The sequence below is a fragment of the Wolbachia endosymbiont (group A) of Epagoge grotiana genome, assembly GCF_947251775.1.
Lineage (GTDB): Bacteria > Pseudomonadota > Alphaproteobacteria > Rickettsiales > Anaplasmataceae > Wolbachia > Wolbachia pipientis.
Genome location: NZ_OX366387.1, coordinates 679,146 through 696,007, shown reverse-complemented (window position 1 = coordinate 696,007; position 16,862 = coordinate 679,146). Strand labels below are relative to the sequence as shown.

Genomic DNA, 16,862 nt, shown 5'->3' with positions numbered 1-16,862 from the left:
ACTTTTATACCTGGATTCCAGTGTCACGCACTGGAATGACACCATTATTGGAATAAATCAAAAATGATTCCCCGCTATAGCAGAAAAGAAATGTCTTCCATTTGGGAGGAAAATAATAAATTTAATATATGGCTTAAAATAGAAAAATTAGCGTGTGAAGCTCAAGCAAAGTTAGGAGTGATTCCGAATAATATTGCTGAGAACCTCTCTGGTGCTATTGAATTTGATGTTGAATGTATCAACGAAATTGAATCCATTGTAAAACATGATGTTATAGCTTTTCTGACATATATTGCTAAAAAAGCGGGAGTTGATGTTCGTTATCTTCATTATGGAATGACAAGTTCTGATGTTTTGGATACATGCCTTGCGGTGCAACTGAAAGAGTCCTGTGATATTTTGCTCGAGAATCTAAAAAATTTACTTGCAGCATTGAAAAAAAAAGCTGAGGACTATAAAGATATTGTTTGTGTTGGACGCAGTCACGGAATGCATGCAGAACCAACAACTCTTGGAATAAAATTTGCCAGATTTTATGCTGAATTTAAACGCAATTATCAGAGATTAATTAGCGCGCAAAAAGAGATCTCAATTTGTAAAATATCAGGTGCAGTAGGCAATTTTGCAAATGTTGATCCGTTTGTTGAAGAATATGTAGCGAAAGAAATAGGACTCATACCTGAAATCATATCGTCTCAAGTCATTCCTCGTGATAGACATGCTATGTTCTTTTCAGTTTTGGGAGTGATTGCAAGCTCAATAGAAAATGTTGCTGTTGAAATTCGTCATTTGCAAAGAACTGAAATCGGCGAAATTTCTGAGCATTTTTCCACTGGGCAGAAGGGAAGCTCTGCTATGCCACACAAATGTAATCCTATTTTAAGTGAAAATCTGACTGGACTCTCACGTTTAATACGCAGTTATGTTTTTCCTGCGTTAGAAAATGTTGCATTGTGGCACGAACGTGATATATCACACTCATCTGTGGAAAGATGCATTGCTCCTGATGCTTGTATAACAATGGATTTTGCTTTAGTGCGATTAACAGATTTGATAGATAAATTGGTGATCAATAAGGAAAACATTGAAAAGAACTTAAATTCTTCAAAAGGTTTAGTTTTCTCACAGCGTGTATTGCTTGAGTTAGTAAATAGTGGTTTGGCGAGGGAAGAGGCGTATAAAATTGTTCAGAGCAATGCAATGAAAGTGAAACAAAACAACAGTGATTTTCTGGCCGAATTGAAACAAGATAAACTCTTACTTAAGGTTATTAACTCGGAAAAACTTGAATCTTTGTTTGATTTGAAATATTATACAAAACATGTAGGTCACATGTATAGCAAGGTTTTCAATTAGGCTGAGTAGCTCAGTTGGTAGAGCAGGAGGATCATAATCTCTTGGTCGGGGGTTCAAGTCCCTCCTCAGCCACTCGAACTAAACTATGTTTAGCAAAGCAGTGCTATTGGTGAAACCCAGTGTCAGTTACTTGGAATGAGTTGTATATCCACTCAGGTGAGGAGACAATGGATAAGAGATTGTGAAAAGGGTTTAGCTTTTGGCCTATGATCTCTTTAAATGACAGAATTTCACTACAAAACTTAACTTTCTTCTATGCAGTTAGCTAAGTCAAGAAAGGTGAATCTATCTCTTGTTGCAAACGCAAGATCGACCACTTTACAATATTGTTCTTTATTCCAATTGAGGTGCTCTGGTAAGTGTGGAATTGACAGATCTTCAAATATTTTTTGCAGGTGTTTTGCAGGTAGTAAATTTTGCTTAATTAAACTGGAAATATTATGCCATTCTTTGCGAATAATCTCTTGGATTTTTTGCTGCAGAATTTGCTTCTGTTCAAAAGTTCTTACAAATTCAATATTATCAAAGCACTGAGTTATATGTTTTACATCTAAAGTGGTCGGTTTAATTATTGGGTTTTGTATTGATAATATCTTTTCCTGTAAATTAGCCATAGTAATCGTTGTGACAGCAATTTTTTCACCATGTAGTGAGGAATAATCTTTTGTTACCATTTCCATTGCGTGAGCTATCATATGCTCTCCTTGGCTTGCAGAATAGCTGCCTTTTGACATCACCATTCCAAGTCCTGAAATTAGTAGAACTTCCATAAGTAATAGGACCTCTTTTCTACTTCTTTTAGTAAGCGCCATATATTCTCTTAGCAAAATTTGCTCCAAATCGTGAACAAGTGTAAAAGGTAATTCATTGTATTCTGTGCTAAGCAACAAATGAGATAGTAGCCAGTCAGCCTGAACTGTTGAACGACAAATGAAATCTGCAAATCCGCTTAATATGAGGCGCAGTGGTGCATTGGCAAGTATGTCTATATCTATATATATTGCTCTTGGAAGATGTGCTTTGAACGATTTTTTATATCCATTTACTAATATTGAAGCATTTGCGGATGTATATCCATTCATAGAAGCGGCTGTTGGAAAGGATATATAATCTTTTTTCTCGAGGTAGCTTACATATTTGCAGATATCGTTAACGGTGCCGCTACCAAATGCAACTATTAAGTCACTGTCTTTTACTTTGTTTCTCACTAGATTTACGGTTTCAAGAGAGGCAGCTCTGCTTGGTGTCATTTCTCTACCTGATGTCATCCCAGCGCGTGACACTGGAATGGCAGGTGGGGTTGGAATAATTAAATGAGAAATTTTATTAAATACGTTTTTGTTTAAAAGTTTTGCTGTATTTTCATCTGCAACTAGAAAGATGTCATTTCCGTGTCGTGTGCATATTTCATAGATATCATCAGCAAGGTGGTAATCTGTTATTACTTCCCTTAGAAAAGTTTGTTCGGCTTGATGTAATATTTGTTTTAAATAGTGCATAGAGTGTTTACAATATAGCAATATAAGTATTTTAAGATTGACATGAAAATTGACCCTGTAGAGCTAACTAAGAAATTGATCTCTTTTGAGAGTATAACACCAAGGGACGGCGGGGCAATAGAGTATATAGCAACAATCTTCAAGAAGAGTGGCTTTGACTGTGAGATTTTAGAATTTGGTGATAATGGAACTAAAGTTAAAAACCTCTATGCGAAATATATAAATGGAGTACCAAATTTGTGCTTTGCTGGGCATGTTGATGTTGTACCACCGGGTCAGTTAAAAGATTGGGCATTTGGTCCATTTAATCCAGAAGTGAGGGATGGCATATTATATGGAAGAGGGGCGGCTGATATGAAAAGCGGAGTAGCTGCGTTTATTGCTGCTATGGTAAATTTGATTGCAGAGAAGTTTCAATTTAATGGTTCGATAAGTGCATTGATTACCAGTGCTGAAGAAAGCACGGAAGAATATGGAACAAAGGCAGTTTTGGAATGGATGAAAAGTAAGCAGAAAAAGGTGGATTTCTGTGTGGTTGCTGAACCAACCAGTAGTGAGAAATTAGGTGATACCATAAAAATAGGCAGAAGAGGTTCTGTAACATTTGAATTAATTTGCCATGGAAAACAAGGGCACGTTGCCTATCCAGACCTAGCAGATAATCCAATATATAAGGTAATATCGATATTGAGTAAGGTAAAAAATACTACTTTTGATCATGGTAATAAATATTTTCAGCCTTCACATTGCGAAGTTACTACTATCGATGTTGGAAATAATACTAGCAATCTAATACCTGGTTCAGCAACTACATGTTTTAACATTCGATATAACAATGAACAAACACCGGGTGGCCTATATAAGCTGATTGATGAAATATGCTCTAGTGTAACTAACGATTATAAGCTTTCTATGCATAGCAGCAGGGACGTTTTCCTCTCTACTCCCGATAGGAATACTGATATTATGCTTGATGCAATAAGTAAGGTTACCAACATTGATGCTATACTTAGCACAAGTGGTGGCACATCTGACGCTGCGTTTATCAAAGATGTTTGTCCAGTGATTGAATTTGGTATAATCAACAAAACTGCACATCAGATAAACGAATGCGTATCAGTAAACGATATACACAAGTTAACAGCTATATATAAGGAATTTATAGAAAATTATTTCAATCCCACTAATAAAATATTGAATCAGGTCAACGTGGTTAGTAATATATCTAGTGGTCCATTGTTAGCTTAGATGTAATCAGATCTCTTGCATAACTGTTGTTTGAATAATAACTTGTATCATTCCAGCAAAATGTGTCAAGTAAGTTTTTTCGTTTCTATAGCTACTTGGATGACAAAAGAAGAAATACTAGACTTTATACCTTTTGCACTCAAATTCACATAAATCATGAATTATGCACGTTTCACACGAAGGTTTCTGTGCTTTGCAAACATATCTACCATGCAAAACTAGCCAATGATGAGCATAAAGCAGGTATTTTTTGGGAACCACATTTAAAAGAGATTGCTCTGTTTTAAACACATCTTTTTCTTTCACAAGCCCAATTCTATTGCTCACTCTCAAAACGTGAGTATCAACTGCCAATGTTGGAATGCCAAGCCCTGAATTTAAGAACACATTAGCGCTCTTTCTCCCCACTCCAGGCAAAGACACCAAATCATCAAAATTAGTAGGTACTTTGCTGTTGTATCGTTCTACCAATATTTTACTAAGCCCGATTATATTTTTTGCTTTGGAATTATATAAACCAATACTGCTTATGCATTTTTTCAGCTCACTCTGCCCAAAGCTCAGCATTTTTTCTGGCGTATCAGCGATATTAAATAGTTCTCTTGTAATTTTATTAACGCTTACATCAGTTGTCCGCGCTGATAAAACTATCGCAACCAGTAACGTAAAATGATTGGTATAATTTAGCTCTATTTTTGGCGCAGGATTTGATTGTTGAAACTTTTCAAATATTAGTTCTACTTTTTTTGAGTCCATGCATAGAGCTAAAAGTTTATACTATACCGTAATATTCTACTATGCAAATTCAACCGCTTGAGGTCTAGGTGGCTGTTCAGTGTTAACATCAGACATATTAGTGTTCACTTCATCGAAATTCCTCTCAGCAAATTCGCTTGCCACCTCTGTAAAACACTTTCTAACAAGAGGCATAATTATTGGCATTAATAGCCTTCGTGGATCATACCGTCCTAACAGATCAGTTTCCTTTTGCACTCTATCTCTTAGATCTTCCTCAAGTAAATCTTTCATGTGTTTTTCAGTGTATATTTCACAAGCCTTTGAAAATGTAGGACTAAATATCTCAGTAGCTAGCAGTGCTAACAATGACAAAGTACCAAATATTGTCACATCAACATAAAAACTGCCAGAGATAAAACCCTCTATCATTAAAGAAGTAAAAAAGACAGGCAAAGGGTAAAAAACAAAAAGCTTATAGCATAAGTAAATACAATTTATTCTATTTACATATTGATCAGTAGAAATTTCAGAGTTTTTGTATTTTTTTTCGTAATGTTGTGTTAAAGCAGATAAAATCTCTGTCATAATAAGATTTAATGCTACTAGTGGCAAGCATAAACACATCAAGGTATCACTGGCAATTAACCAAGTAGGCAAGAAACAATAGCAATAAATTGCTTCAGCAAAAGCTAAAAAAAGTAAAGTATTTACTTTTTTCTTTAAAGTACTAGATAGCAAATCGTCTCTACGCTTTATAAACTTTTGCATTAGCGCTTGTTTGTCTTCCCTTATTAAACTTCCATTCTTTGTTAAAGGGGCGATATAACTAAATAATTGTATGTTAGGTTTAAGCAAGTGTTCGTCAAGCTCATTTCTCAGCTCTTTGACTTTCCATAAGATGGTACAAGCCTCCACCTTCTAGGTGGAGAAACTTTAGTTTGTCAATGTCATAACTGTACTTTATAAAGTATAGTTATGACGGAATATGACAAAGGAAAACACACTGTATTTTATCATAGGTACCATATAGTCTGGATTACAAAATATCGGTACAGAGTATTAACTAAGGCTATGAAGGAGAGAATACGAACAATCATAGCAGAAGTATCTGAAGAAATGGGGATTAAGATAGAAAACGGAGTAATATCATCAGATCATTTACATTTATTCGTAGTAATACCTCCTCATATAGCTGTGAGTGATTTTGTTCAAAGAGCCAAAGGCAGGTCTTCACGCAAAGTTCAACAAGAATTTCCAGAGCTAAATAAAATGTACTGGGGAAAGCGTTTTTGGGGAAGAGGATACTTTAGTGCTACCAGCGGACATATCACAGATGAAGTCATTAATGAGTACATCAATAAACATACAGATGCACATCAGCCTCATTCTATATCTAGTATAAGATTGGAGTAGCTTTAGCTTCTCACCGCGCTTCCAGCGCTATATCCAACCTTTCGGCTCTCAGCCGATAGTGGTTGAGTTTATCATCGAAAAGTGAGCTATATCTTGTCCAAGAATTTATATAATGGATTAATTTATTTTGGTGTTGCAGATCCTGTATTAGCGAGCTGCTTTTTTTTTCAAGTATAGAAGCAAGCTCAGCAAAATTCCTTCCTCTAACTTCCTCTTCAGTGATATTCAATTTTTCAAATAATTTCTTCCTATAATGGAATTCACGCGCTGTTAAATGCCCATCACTTTCAGCATCAACGCTAATTTTAACACAAGGGTCCCCTGACTTTAAAGGTTCAATATATGCATTTAATTCTTTATAAGCTTTGTCAAGATTTTTAAATCTTTCTTCATTTCCACCTTTATCAGGGTGGTGTACAAGAATCAATTTTCTATATTGTTTTTTTAAAACGCTACTAAGCTCTTGATGATCCTTACCTATAACTTGCTTAGCTTCTATTTCCAATACGTTGAACAGATCAGCATTATCACAAAACTTCTGACCAGTTAACTTAAAATGTTGACCCATTACTACATCTCACATAAATAAATTATATCTCTAGTATAATCTATTTAAATGTTTTATGCAATCATAAGAATGTCAAACGATCATTAAGAGAAAAACCCCTCTTTCCCATCATACAAATACAATTTGTCCATTCTCACCACGTCAAAATTGTGTTCTTCGAGTTTGATTAGCAAGTTATTTACATCACTATTTGTAATAGCTTGCTTTTCATTATTTGCGATAAACCTATAGGTTATTTGGTCACTTGAAGGTTTTGAGTTTCCTGGCCAAATCGCAAGTCCTTTTGAGTATATTGCTATCATTTGCAGATTACTTGATTCAAATAATCCTACTATTTGATCAACATTACTGGATTTGTCCCAAGCGAGAGTTATATCACTACCCACTAGCTTTTTAACTTTGTAATCTTGTTCGTAATTGTCTTGTACTTTATTTATTTTACTATCCAAATTTATTTTACTATCCGAACCACTGCCAATTATAAGCTCAGCAGGTTTCTTTCCTAAATTATCTATAACAGCTTCTGCAAATTCTTTGGTACCAACTTTCTGTTTACTTCTTTTCTCCTTATATAAATCGGCAGTGTGTATTCCATCCTCCAAAGTCTTGAGCCATGCATCGTAGATTAGTTTTGCAGTACCCACTTGACCTATGTAAATTAGCATATGCACTGCAGCATTTAAAAGACCAGAAGGATTGGCTATGTTTTTTCCTGCAATATCAGGGGCAGAACCGTGCACTGCTTCAAACATTGCGTATTCATTCCCGATGTTGCTACTTCCGGCAAGCCCCACAGATCCAGAGGTTTGTGCGACTATATCTGATAATATGTCGCCATATAAGTTCTCGGTTACTATAACATCAAAATTCTCCGGTTCTGTTGCAACACGCGCCATTCCAATATCAACTATATAATGTTCTGCCTTTATATCTGGGTATTCCTTTGCAATGCGATCAAACGCGGCATGGAAAGTTCCGTCAGTCATTTTCATGATGTTATCTTTAGTCAGGCAAGTTACTTTTTTTCTGTTGTGTTTTTTTGCATATTCAAAAGCGTACCTGCATATCTTCTCTGAGCCAGATCTAGTAATAATTTTAGTGCATTGGTAAGAGTCACCAGTGAGCCTATGCTCTATTCCGGTGTAAACGTCCTCTTCATTTTCACGTATCACTACGATATCAAACTTATCGAATTTATTTTCTATAACAGGATGATATGAAATGCATGGTCTGATATTTGCATACAACCCTAGATTTTTTCTGAGTGCAACGTTTAAGCTTTTGTGCCCTTTACCTTGAGGAGTTGTTGTCGGAGATTTTAATAATATTTTTGTCCTTTCAATTGATTCCCAACCACTTGGAGAAATTCCGTGAGACCATTCTTTACTGTAAACACGCTCCCCTATTTCAATAATATCTATTGAGATTTCCGCTTCTGCTTCGCGCAATATCGACAGCACCGCTTCCATGATTTCTGGTCCGATACCGTCGCCATATGCAACTGTGATTAGTGTTGACATAACTTCCCTAGTTATAAATGATTTAATATTAATTTAAATAATAGAGTGGCACAAGTAGCTAATATTACCCAAGTTAGTATATTTACGGTTATTTAATAACGTATTTTTATATCATATGATGATATTATGAAATATAGGTGGGGTTATGAATACTGAAATAAATGTTAAAGTAAATTATGTAGGATTTACAAGGCGTATTGTAGCAGAAATACTTGACCTCATCATATTTTCCCCTCATTTTATCTTCGGTTTTATCTATGGTGTATTCATCGTATCATTACAAGATCAAGATCAAGATAAAGATAAAGACTCTTTTCAGGAACTTGCACAACTAGCAACAGAAATACCATTTATAGTTTCTACAGTGGTCGCAACATTAGTACTAACAATATCCAAAATATTAATGGTAACAAAACTTGGTGGTACCCCAGGAAAACTATTGTGTGGTATGCATATTAAAGATGCTAATACATTTACAAATGTTACCCTTATGCAAGCAACAATAAGATGTATTTCTAAGGGAAGCATCTGGATTATTTTTCGCTTTTTGCTTCATCTGCATTATCATGGTTATACTTTTCTATATCTTTTAATTGTGCTAATTTTATTTTTGTTTGCAGTATTTGATCAACGCAAACAGACTTTTTACGATAAAATTGCAAAAACAGTAGTGATAGACTATAAATCTAGTTGATATTTTTCTTTATAGGTAGTACATGGATAAAAAAGTAAACTACTCAACGATGACAAGACGTACTCTAGCATTTATAGTTGATTGTATTTTATTTATCGCAATACCATTTGGTTTAATGGCGGTGGGTTTCTCACTTACACACGCAATACAAGGGATCATGGGTGCAATAATTGTAATCACCACGATTGTATTTTCTTTATTTTTAATGATACCATGTATATTTCATATATTCATGCTAGTAAAATTTGGCGGCACTCCAGGACACTTGTTATTTAGCATGCGTGTAAAAGACAAAGATACATTTGAGTCAATCACTACAATGCAAGCAATGAAAAGGACTATAGCTCTTTTTATAATTTATTGCATATCACTTTGTAATCCCATTTTATTCTTAGCTATACTAATCTTAGTTTTAGTATGTGCAGTAGGTGATGAACATAAACAAGCTTTTCACGACAAAATTGCAAACACGGTAGTGATAGATTATAAACCTAGTTGATATTTTCCTTTAGCTGTCTGCCACCAAGGGTGTCATTCCAGTGTCACGCGCTAACTTAAGGTAAATTGCCAACTTAACTATAAATATATTTTGGTAAATCCAAATTATTTTAGCTATAAGAGCGTTTTACTTTTTGCTCAGCATATCCATCATAACTGGCTTACTTTTAGTGATTCATGGAGTTAAAAAAGTCAGCATTGCTCTTTGTTAAAAGTAGTTTGTCACGTAAAAATTCCATTGCTTCAACGGGTCCCATAGGATTGAGTATCCTACGCACCACCCATATTTTATTTAGTATAGCCTTATCAACTAATAGCTCTTCCTTCCTTGTTCCGGATTTTGTAATATCAATAGCTGGAAATATACGTTTATCAGAAAGTTTTCTATCAAGTATGATCTCAGCATTTCCTGTACCTTTAAACTCTTCAAAAATAACTTCATCCATTTTTGAACCAGTCTCTATAAGAGCTGTGGCGATTATAGTTAAAGAACCCCCATTCTCAATATTACGAGCTGCTCCAAAAAAGCGTTTTGGTCTCTGCAGTGCGTTTGAATCTACACCACCAGTTAGAACTTTCCCAGACGAAGGAATAACCGCATTATAAGCACGTGCAAGTCTAGTAATATTGTCAAGTAGAATTACCACATCTTTTTTATGCTCAACCATTCTTTTAGCTTTTTCTATTACTATTTCAGCAAGCTGTACGTGACGGTAAGCAGGCTCATCGAATGTAGAACTTACTACCTCACCTTTTACAGAACGTATCATATCTGTTACTTCTTCAGGTCTTTCATCTATAAGTAACACTATTAATTCTACTTCAGGGTGATTTATAGCTATAGAGTTAGCCATTTGCTGAAGCAATACTGTTTTTCCTGTGCGAGGTGGAGCAACTACTAACGCTCTTTGCCCTTTTCCAAGAGGAGCTACTATATCTATAGCACGCATGCTTAAGCCTTTTTTATCATCACCATTATTACACTCAAGTACTATGCTTTCCTCAGGATAAAGAGGAAGCAAATTATCAAAATGGACGTACTTTCTTAATTCACTTACTTCAGTAGAGTTTATACTTTGAACCTTAGTTAAAGTAAAATATCTCTCTTTATCACCAGGTGGCCTTATTTCTCCATATGCCATATCTCCTGTACGTAAATTAAACTTCTTTATTTGCCCGTTAGAAATATAAACATCATCGGTACTTGGGGCATAATTTGCACTTGCTGAACGTAAGAAACCAAAACCATCAGGCAATATTTCCACTATTCCACTCCCTGTGGTTATGCCTCCTTCTTCACTCATTTTTTTCATTAAGCTGAATATTATTTCCTGCTTTAGCATTCTACCATTGCTTTTACCGTTAGTTGAAATTTTTCTTTCTTCAGCTAACTCTAACAATTCTTCTGCTGTTTTCTCTTTTAATTCGCTCAGATCTAATGTTTTTCTGTTTTTCTCAGTACCTTCATTGACCATCTGTTTTACTGTATCGTTATTGTAAATTTGCTCACTTTTTTCAGGTTGAGCTGTAACCTTTCCTTTTGCCAAAACATCTTCATTGATTGTTGTCATAATCCTCCAAAAATTTTAATTGATGCTTACTAACCTAAAATGTGACTATAAGATAATAAATTAGGCTGAGTTAGTTTCAGTGCGTATTAAGCTTAATTATCATTAAACCCCGTACTTTACTTACATTATACTAATAAACACTAGCAAGTCAAGTTAATTTAATGTTAACAAAACACAAAAATTTGAGGATTTTCAATAGCTATTCTTTATATTTTTTTAACCTTTCTTGCTTCTCCTCTTCTACTTTTGCTTTTTCCACTTCTGCTTCTAAATTTTCTTGACTACATAAGCCGAGTAGTACAGGATCTTGGGGTTTTATATTTTGCATGTTATGATGAGATCCATCTCTTACCTGCTCAACTGTGTAATTTGTTGTACTAATTAATTTAGCTATAACGTTATTGTCCAAGATAGGAAATTTTTTTACTAAATAATAAATCGCATCAGGTTTATCTCTACGTCTTGCCGTAGAGGCAAAGCCAAGAATGCTACCAATCGCTTTACTCCTTTTTTTTATATTTTTTATAATCAAATTTGGTACACGATTTGGATTTTTTTTGCAATCATCGATTTCTTTTTCAGTAATTATTCCAGAAATAATAGGGTTATATTTTTCTACTTCTATTTCCTCATCAGCTATGTCTTGTACTTCTTCAAGGGCCAATCTGCAACATTGTGCTATTTGATTAAAAGTTAAACCAGTGTTGTCTACTAACCAAGCAGCTATTTGCACTAGAAACTGTTTATTTCTATCGTTATTGCCCTTAGAAGATTCCATTGACATCAAAAAAGCATCTCCCATTTAAAGTATCCCTTACTGTTATACAGAGCTAAAATATAAACTATTAAAACTAAAAAAGCATTAATTCTGTCATTCAATAACTTTTTGTTTGTCACTTCCCACCTCTTAAGTTAATTAAATGCGCTTACCTTTAAGCATATTTCAAACAAAATATTTCCCCTTTCTAAGGTATAGTATAACTCAGTTAAACATATGTTCCTATTTAAGATTAGAGAGTTAAATTTTAAGTTAATATATTATATATATTATCTAATAAAGCAACAGGTTTACAAGTATTAAATTATCACTATTCTATAATTAACCATTAATTAACTGAGTTTAAAATGAATGTTAAAAATTTTTTCACTAAAATAACCGTTGTCCTTTTAGCTTGCTTGTTAATCTTTGTGGGAGTTGGCAACCTTTTATCAGGTGATGATGAAAAAGAAGAGGTAGCTAGGGTTGGAAAAGAAGTTATAACGTCAGATGAGTATAAGTCGCTATATCAAAATTATGGAAAACAAATTTCTGGATCTGATGCGAGTAGAGAACAAGTAAAAAAGCTGAAATATGATTTGCTTAACGCACTTATAGAGCAAAAACTATTGTTTAACCTAACTAGTGAGCTGGGGTTGACAGTTGGAGAAGAATCTATAAAAAACCATATTAAAAACACCAAATACTTTCAAAATGATAAAGGTGAATTTGACAAAAATAAATTCTATGAAACGCTAAATGACCTGCATATGACAGAGAAAGAGTATATAGCAAAGCTAGAGAAAGTCCTGCCTGCAATGATGTTCATGACTTCATTATTTAAAGATAATTATCCAGTAACTTTTGGCGAGAAAATTGATGAGCAGATATACAAAAGTCGCTACCAAACTAGAGTAGTTGATATTGTTAAAATAACTGAAGATGCAGTTACAAACATTCCTGAACCAGATGATCAAGCCTTACTTGATTTGTACGAAAGAAATAAATCCCATTTTTATTATCCTGAGTATCGAACTGCGCAATATATTTCCCTAGGCCAAAAGTATTTTGAAGATCAAATCAAGATCTCAGATGAAGAAGTTGATGGTATAATAGAACAACAAGAACTTAAAAATCAAAGAGATATATTCAATGCAATATTTTCTACCAAAGAAGAAGCTGAGACAGCAAGAAGAGCATTTGAGGAGGGTAAAACAAGCTTTGAACAGATAGTAGAAGAGTTTGGCAAAGCAAAACTTGAGGAAACTAGAGTAAATAATATAACTAAGGATTTTTTACCAGAAGACGTGAGAGAGAAGGTGTTTGCTCTTAAAGTAGGTGAAGTAAGTGAAGTTTTAGCAAGCAGTTTTGGTTGGCACATAGTAAAAGTGGAAAGTGCGCATCAAATCTCTGATGAAGACTTAGTTGATTTAAAAAAAGACATAAAGTCAGTTCTAACTAACCAAAAGTCTTTTGAAAGAGTCAATGATTTCATAAACCAAGTGAACTATAAGATATACAATGGTTCAGAAATTGAAGAAATATTGAGTGAATATAATTTACCTATACAAACTATTGGTCCAGTAGATGCGAGTGGAAAAGATCAAAGCGGTAATAACGTAGGAGATTCTGGTGATTTGATTTCTTTCATTTTTTCGCGAGAAAAGGATCAGAAAGGTTATTTTAAGGGCGTTGGGGACGCTGTTGTTAGTGTAAAAATCATCGATATCGTTCCACCTAAATCACAAAGTTTTGAAGAAGGCAGGGCATTAGCGGTAGAGCTTTGGCGTAGTGAGTTTATAAAAGAAAGAATGTTTAAATTCGGGCAAGAGGTTGCAGTTCAACTAAGAGAAAAAACAGATTTGGAAGAAATTCAAGGTGTGGAATTAGTTAAAGGTCAGCAGATGCACCGCAATAAAGTGGATCAACAAAACTACCCCTTTTCTTTTGTAGAAGAGATTTTCAATATGAAAACAACTGGTTCAGTGACAGATCCTATTCAATACAATAATGAAATTATAATAGGTGTTCTAAAAGAAATGCATTCATCAAATGGCAAATTAAACATGCTTGACACTGGAAAACGTGTGATGATATCGCTAAAAGAGCAATTAATTAGCTATCTGGAATCAAAGTATAAAGTCGAAGTTAATCACGCTATACTTGATGATATATAGTCAAAAATCTTATAAGTTGCTTCAAACGCATCCAGTGCCCAGACACACAACTGTACGAACATTGCGATTTGAGAGCAATCTTCACTAGAAAGGATGTCATCCCAGTGCCCAGACACTGGGATCCAGGAATTTTATTAAGTTGGTAAGCATAAAAGTAGCCGTTTTATGTTAAAATACAACGTTTTAATGATTAAAAAAAGGCTGGATTCCAGTGGGCTTTGTTGCATAGCAACTGAAAAAATCTGGTGGCTACTGACAAAATTCATTATAAAATAGCCATTTAACCTTGAAAGAAAAAATATGCCACAAAAAATGAGGGTCAGTAACCATAGCGAATATAACAAATTTCTAGAAAAAAGAGGAAATATTTTTCATTATATCAACGAAGCCATAGAAAAGTGGTACGAGAATGGTCCAAAAATACCAGTTGGCAACAATATTTATAGCGATAAAGTTGTAATTTTGGTGCACATAATAACTTGTTTATTTAGAATAGGCCTGAGGCAAACAGTTGGGTTTATAGCAGGATACCTTGAGCAAATTGGGAAAAATTTGCAAGTTATCAGCTATTCACAATCATCAAGAAGGTTTAAGAAACTCAATATTAAGATCAATGATTGCAGAAAATAATATGGAAGATATCGAAATTGCTATAGACAGTACAGGAATTAGTATATACAACAACACTCCTGGTCATAGCAAAGAAAATAGCGAAGATAGAAAGTATCGCAGCTATGAACAGACAAGAAAATTGCATGTAATGTTGAATACAAACAGCAAAAAAGCCATAGCTGTAAAATACAGTAACGGCTGATCACTATGGAGCTTGTGATTTGCTAAAAGAAGTCGATTTTCAGTATGTCATAAAAGTACTATATGCAGATAGGGCATATGACAGAGAAAAGCTCTATAAGCTGTGTAATCAATATGGTATAAAAACGAAAATTCCTCCGAAAAACAACGCAGCAGAGCATCCAAAGTTAGACTATATGGCTGAGAGAAATGCTGCAATTAGACTAATAAAATCATGCAGCAAAGATGGAATGAAGAGGTGGAAAAGGCAAACAAACTACGGAAAAAGATCTTATATAGAAAGTTTTTTCTCGCGACTGAAACAAACATTCGGGTTTAGTTTTAGGAATAAATCTGAGACAAATAGAGAGAAGGAACTACTTGTTAAATGCTATTTGCTCAATAAGTTCACTGATATTGGTATGGCTAAATTTGAGATAGCTTCATAAATTTATTGTGCGTTACCTACTATCCGAAGAGCGATGCAACAAAGCCATTCCAGTGTCAAGCACTGGAATGACACCATTTGCTGTGCAATTTACCTTCAAAAATGAATGTTCGTATAGCTGTGCGCCCGGCACTGCCCTACATTATTGGTAATTATATTATAAGGTGCAAAAGTTGTATAATTCATTTGACTTAAAACGGCTCATTGTATAAAATTGTGGCTAATATATGAATAAAGGTTAACATGGCAGTTAAAATAAGGTTGGCGAGGTTTGGCGCAAAGAAACGCCCTTTTTATAGGATAGTTGTAGCTGATTCACGAGCACCAAGAGATGGGCGTTTTATTGAGAAAATAGGACAATATGATCCAATGTTACCAAAAGACAATAAAAATCGTGTTGTGGTGAAGGCTGATAGATTAAAACATTGGCTAAGCGTAGGCGCGCAAGCAACTGAAAGAGTACTGTGGTTTATCAAAAAAGGCATAGTAACTTTAGAAACAGAACCAAAGAAAACAGAAAAGAAGAAAGTAGAGAACGAGAAAGCACAAGGGCAAGAGGCATAAGTCTCTTAAAATGCTAATAACAAACAGCGATAAATTAGACGATATTGTATCTTCTGATTTGTCAGCTATGAATGACTTTGTCTTCAAAAATGTCAATGATGAAGATGCTAAGCTTGCTACTGATATTATATCTCATCTTGTTAGGTCAGGTGGAAAAAAAATAAGGCCTAAACTAGTTTTTATTATATGTAAAATGCTAAACTATTCTGGGGAGAATAGGATCAATGTTGCTGCATCGGTAGAGTTTATACACAATGCTACTTTACTTCATGATGATGTGCTCGATGAAAGTGAGGCACGCCATGGAGTTAAAACAGCGAATAAGATTTGGGGAAATAAATCAAGCATTTTAGTTGGTGATCTATTGTTGACACTAGCATTTAGATGGCTTATAGAGTGTGGAAATTTAAATATTCTCTCTATTTTATCTAAAGCATCGTATTTACTTGTGAAGGGTGAAATAAAGCAGATGACAACACGTTTTGACCCCCACACAATCAGGGAAAATTATTTTGATATCATTGGAGAAAAGACAGCGTCTTTATTTTCTGCATGCTGTGAAGCTGCATCTACAGTATCTGGTGCAACAGATGACGAAACAGAGAGGCTAAAGAATTTTGGTTTTAATTTTGGTATGGCATTTCAAATAGTTGATGATATGCTCGATTATACTGCTAGTCAAGGCACTTCTGGAAAGCAAATCGGAAAAGACTTTTTCGAAGGTAAAGTCACCTTACCTGCTATTATAGCATACGAAAAGGGCAGTCCAGCAGAGCAAAAATTCTGGGAAAAATGCTTTTCTTCAGCTAGACACAATTTTGACCAAGCATTACACTATATTAATCACCATAATGCCATTCAGCTTTCTATGGAAAAAGCTAGACACTACATTAATATGGCACAAAATGATATTAGTACTTTTTCTGATTCTTTTTATAAAACTACTTTAATTAACTTTTTAAATGCGAGCATAGAAAGACGAATGTAGCTGGCGCTTGATATTTTCAGATTAATTGTTA

At 34.5% G+C, this 16,862-nt stretch carries 15 protein-coding genes, 1 tRNA gene and 1 pseudogene; 10 read left to right on the top strand and 7 right to left on the bottom strand.

The features are described 5' to 3' along the window. The first annotated feature begins 63 nt into the window (after positions 1 to 63). The gene (gene purB / locus OPR50_RS03255; protein ID WP_264339496.1) at positions 64 to 1,356 is read left to right on the top strand and encodes an adenylosuccinate lyase; all 1,293 of its coding nucleotides are present in this window, start codon (positions 64 to 66) and stop codon (positions 1,354 to 1,356) included. After that, a tRNA-Met gene (locus tag OPR50_RS03250) sits at positions 1,356 to 1,428 on the top strand. Before purB ends, OPR50_RS03250 begins: the two co-directional genes overlap by 1 nt. A 170-nt stretch (positions 1,429 to 1,598) precedes the next feature. Here the strand turns inward: OPR50_RS03250 and OPR50_RS03245 are convergent. After that, positions 1,599 to 2,855: an iron-containing alcohol dehydrogenase gene (locus OPR50_RS03245; RefSeq protein ID WP_264339497.1), complete on the bottom strand. Its 1,257-nt coding sequence runs from the start codon at positions 2,853 to 2,855 to the stop codon at positions 1,599 to 1,601. 42 nt (positions 2,856 to 2,897) lie between these two features. Here OPR50_RS03245 and dapE point away from each other — a divergent pair, with 42 nt between their 5' ends. Then, the gene (gene dapE / locus OPR50_RS03240; protein WP_264339498.1) at positions 2,898 to 4,103 is read left to right on the top strand and encodes a succinyl-diaminopimelate desuccinylase; all 1,206 of its coding nucleotides are present in this window, start codon (positions 2,898 to 2,900) and stop codon (positions 4,101 to 4,103) included. A 117-nt stretch (positions 4,104 to 4,220) separates the two neighbouring features. Here the strand turns inward: dapE and nth are convergent, their stop codons facing one another. Continuing rightward, complete coding sequence (nth, locus tag OPR50_RS03235) at positions 4,221 to 4,859, bottom strand: endonuclease III (protein WP_265024263.1); 639 nt, start codon at positions 4,857 to 4,859, stop codon at positions 4,221 to 4,223. 39 nt (positions 4,860 to 4,898) lie between these two features. Further along, entirely contained in the window at positions 4,899 to 5,756 is an 858-nt protein-coding gene (locus OPR50_RS03230; protein WP_265024262.1) for a molecular chaperone DnaJ, read from the bottom strand. 60 nt (positions 5,757 to 5,816) lie between these two features. Here OPR50_RS03230 and tnpA point away from each other — a divergent pair, with 60 nt between their 5' ends. Beyond that, positions 5,817 to 6,254, top strand: a complete 438-nt coding sequence (gene tnpA / locus OPR50_RS03225) for an IS200/IS605 family transposase (RefSeq protein ID WP_006279552.1) — start codon at positions 5,817 to 5,819, stop codon at positions 6,252 to 6,254. 10 nt (positions 6,255 to 6,264) lie between these two features. Here tnpA and OPR50_RS03220 read toward each other — a convergent pair whose 3' ends face one another. Both OPR50_RS03220 and icd read right to left on the bottom strand, forming a co-directional pair. Beyond that, positions 6,265 to 6,822: a DnaJ domain-containing protein gene (locus OPR50_RS03220; RefSeq protein WP_265024261.1), complete on the bottom strand. Its 558-nt coding sequence runs from the start codon at positions 6,820 to 6,822 to the stop codon at positions 6,265 to 6,267. An 83-nt stretch (positions 6,823 to 6,905) separates the two neighbouring features. Further along, a complete protein-coding gene (gene icd / locus OPR50_RS03215) occupies positions 6,906 to 8,342 on the bottom strand; it encodes an isocitrate dehydrogenase (RefSeq protein WP_155969097.1) in 1,437 nt (478 codons plus the stop codon). Positions 8,343 to 8,487: 145 nt separating this feature from the next. Here icd and OPR50_RS03210 point away from each other — a divergent pair, with 145 nt between their 5' ends. Continuing rightward, positions 8,488 to 9,036: an RDD family protein gene (locus OPR50_RS03210; RefSeq protein WP_265024260.1), complete on the top strand. Its 549-nt coding sequence runs from the start codon at positions 8,488 to 8,490 to the stop codon at positions 9,034 to 9,036. 22 nt (positions 9,037 to 9,058) lie between these two features. Continuing rightward, positions 9,059 to 9,535 carry an RDD family protein gene (locus OPR50_RS03205; protein ID WP_006279800.1) on the top strand — a complete coding sequence of 159 codons (477 nt, stop codon included), beginning with the start codon at positions 9,059 to 9,061 and terminating at the stop codon, positions 9,533 to 9,535. 166 nt (positions 9,536 to 9,701) lie between these two features. Here OPR50_RS03205 and rho read toward each other — a convergent pair whose 3' ends face one another. Together rho and OPR50_RS03195 are read right to left on the bottom strand one after the other, a co-directional pair. Beyond that, the gene (rho, locus tag OPR50_RS03200; protein WP_007549497.1) at positions 9,702 to 11,105 is read right to left on the bottom strand and encodes a transcription termination factor Rho; all 1,404 of its coding nucleotides are present in this window, start codon (positions 11,103 to 11,105) and stop codon (positions 9,702 to 9,704) included. Positions 11,106 to 11,304: 199 nt separating this feature from the next. After that, positions 11,305 to 11,907, bottom strand: coding sequence for a cell cycle transcriptional regulator TrcR (locus OPR50_RS03195; protein ID WP_010082495.1), 603 nt, complete (start codon positions 11,905 to 11,907; stop codon positions 11,305 to 11,307). A gap of 323 nt (positions 11,908 to 12,230) precedes the next feature. Between OPR50_RS03195 and OPR50_RS03190 the strand changes: the two genes are divergently transcribed. From OPR50_RS03190 to OPR50_RS03165, 4 genes and pseudogenes are all read left to right on the top strand, one after another. Continuing rightward, positions 12,231 to 14,039, top strand: coding sequence for a peptidylprolyl isomerase (locus OPR50_RS03190; RefSeq protein WP_264339500.1), 1,809 nt, complete (start codon positions 12,231 to 12,233; stop codon positions 14,037 to 14,039). Positions 14,040 to 14,339: 300 nt separating this feature from the next. Further along, positions 14,340 to 15,280 (top strand): annotated as a pseudogene (locus OPR50_RS08765) (IS5 family transposase). 242 nt (positions 15,281 to 15,522) lie between these two features. Continuing rightward, positions 15,523 to 15,843, top strand: a complete 321-nt coding sequence (gene rpsP, locus OPR50_RS03170; protein ID WP_006279266.1) for a 30S ribosomal protein S16 — start codon at positions 15,523 to 15,525, stop codon at positions 15,841 to 15,843. Between the two features lie 10 nt (positions 15,844 to 15,853). Next, positions 15,854 to 16,831, top strand: coding sequence for a polyprenyl synthetase family protein (locus tag OPR50_RS03165; protein ID WP_264339502.1), 978 nt, complete (start codon positions 15,854 to 15,856; stop codon positions 16,829 to 16,831). Positions 16,832 to 16,862: the final 31 nt, after the last annotated feature.

Bases quoted from the DNA above. Each gene is read 5' to 3' on its own strand.
- rpsP (WP_006279266.1), top strand. From the start codon at position 15,523: ATGGCAGTTAAAATAAGGTTGGCGAGGTTTGGCGCAAAGAAACGCCCT.
- tnpA (WP_006279552.1), top strand. From the start codon at position 5,817: ATGACGGAATATGACAAAGGAAAACACACTGTATTTTATCATAGGTAC.
- nth (WP_265024263.1), bottom strand. From the start codon at position 4,859: ATGGACTCAAAAAAAGTAGAACTAATATTTGAAAAGTTTCAACAATCA.
- OPR50_RS03205 (WP_006279800.1), top strand. From the start codon at position 9,059: ATGGATAAAAAAGTAAACTACTCAACGATGACAAGACGTACTCTAGCA.
- OPR50_RS03195 (WP_010082495.1), bottom strand. From the start codon at position 11,907: ATGGGAGATGCTTTTTTGATGTCAATGGAATCTTCTAAGGGCAATAAC.
- OPR50_RS03165 (WP_264339502.1), top strand. From the start codon at position 15,854: ATGCTAATAACAAACAGCGATAAATTAGACGATATTGTATCTTCTGAT.
- OPR50_RS03245 (WP_264339497.1), bottom strand. From the start codon at position 2,855: ATGCACTATTTAAAACAAATATTACATCAAGCCGAACAAACTTTTCTA.
- rho (WP_007549497.1), bottom strand. From the start codon at position 11,105: ATGACAACAATCAATGAAGATGTTTTGGCAAAAGGAAAGGTTACAGCT.
- OPR50_RS03190 (WP_264339500.1), top strand. From the start codon at position 12,231: ATGAATGTTAAAAATTTTTTCACTAAAATAACCGTTGTCCTTTTAGCT.
- OPR50_RS03220 (WP_265024261.1), bottom strand. From the start codon at position 6,822: ATGGGTCAACATTTTAAGTTAACTGGTCAGAAGTTTTGTGATAATGCT.
- icd (WP_155969097.1), bottom strand. From the start codon at position 8,342: ATGTCAACACTAATCACAGTTGCATATGGCGACGGTATCGGACCAGAA.
- dapE (WP_264339498.1), top strand. From the start codon at position 2,898: ATGAAAATTGACCCTGTAGAGCTAACTAAGAAATTGATCTCTTTTGAG.
- purB (WP_264339496.1), top strand. From the start codon at position 64: ATGATTCCCCGCTATAGCAGAAAAGAAATGTCTTCCATTTGGGAGGAA.
- OPR50_RS03210 (WP_265024260.1), top strand. From the start codon at position 8,488: ATGAATACTGAAATAAATGTTAAAGTAAATTATGTAGGATTTACAAGG.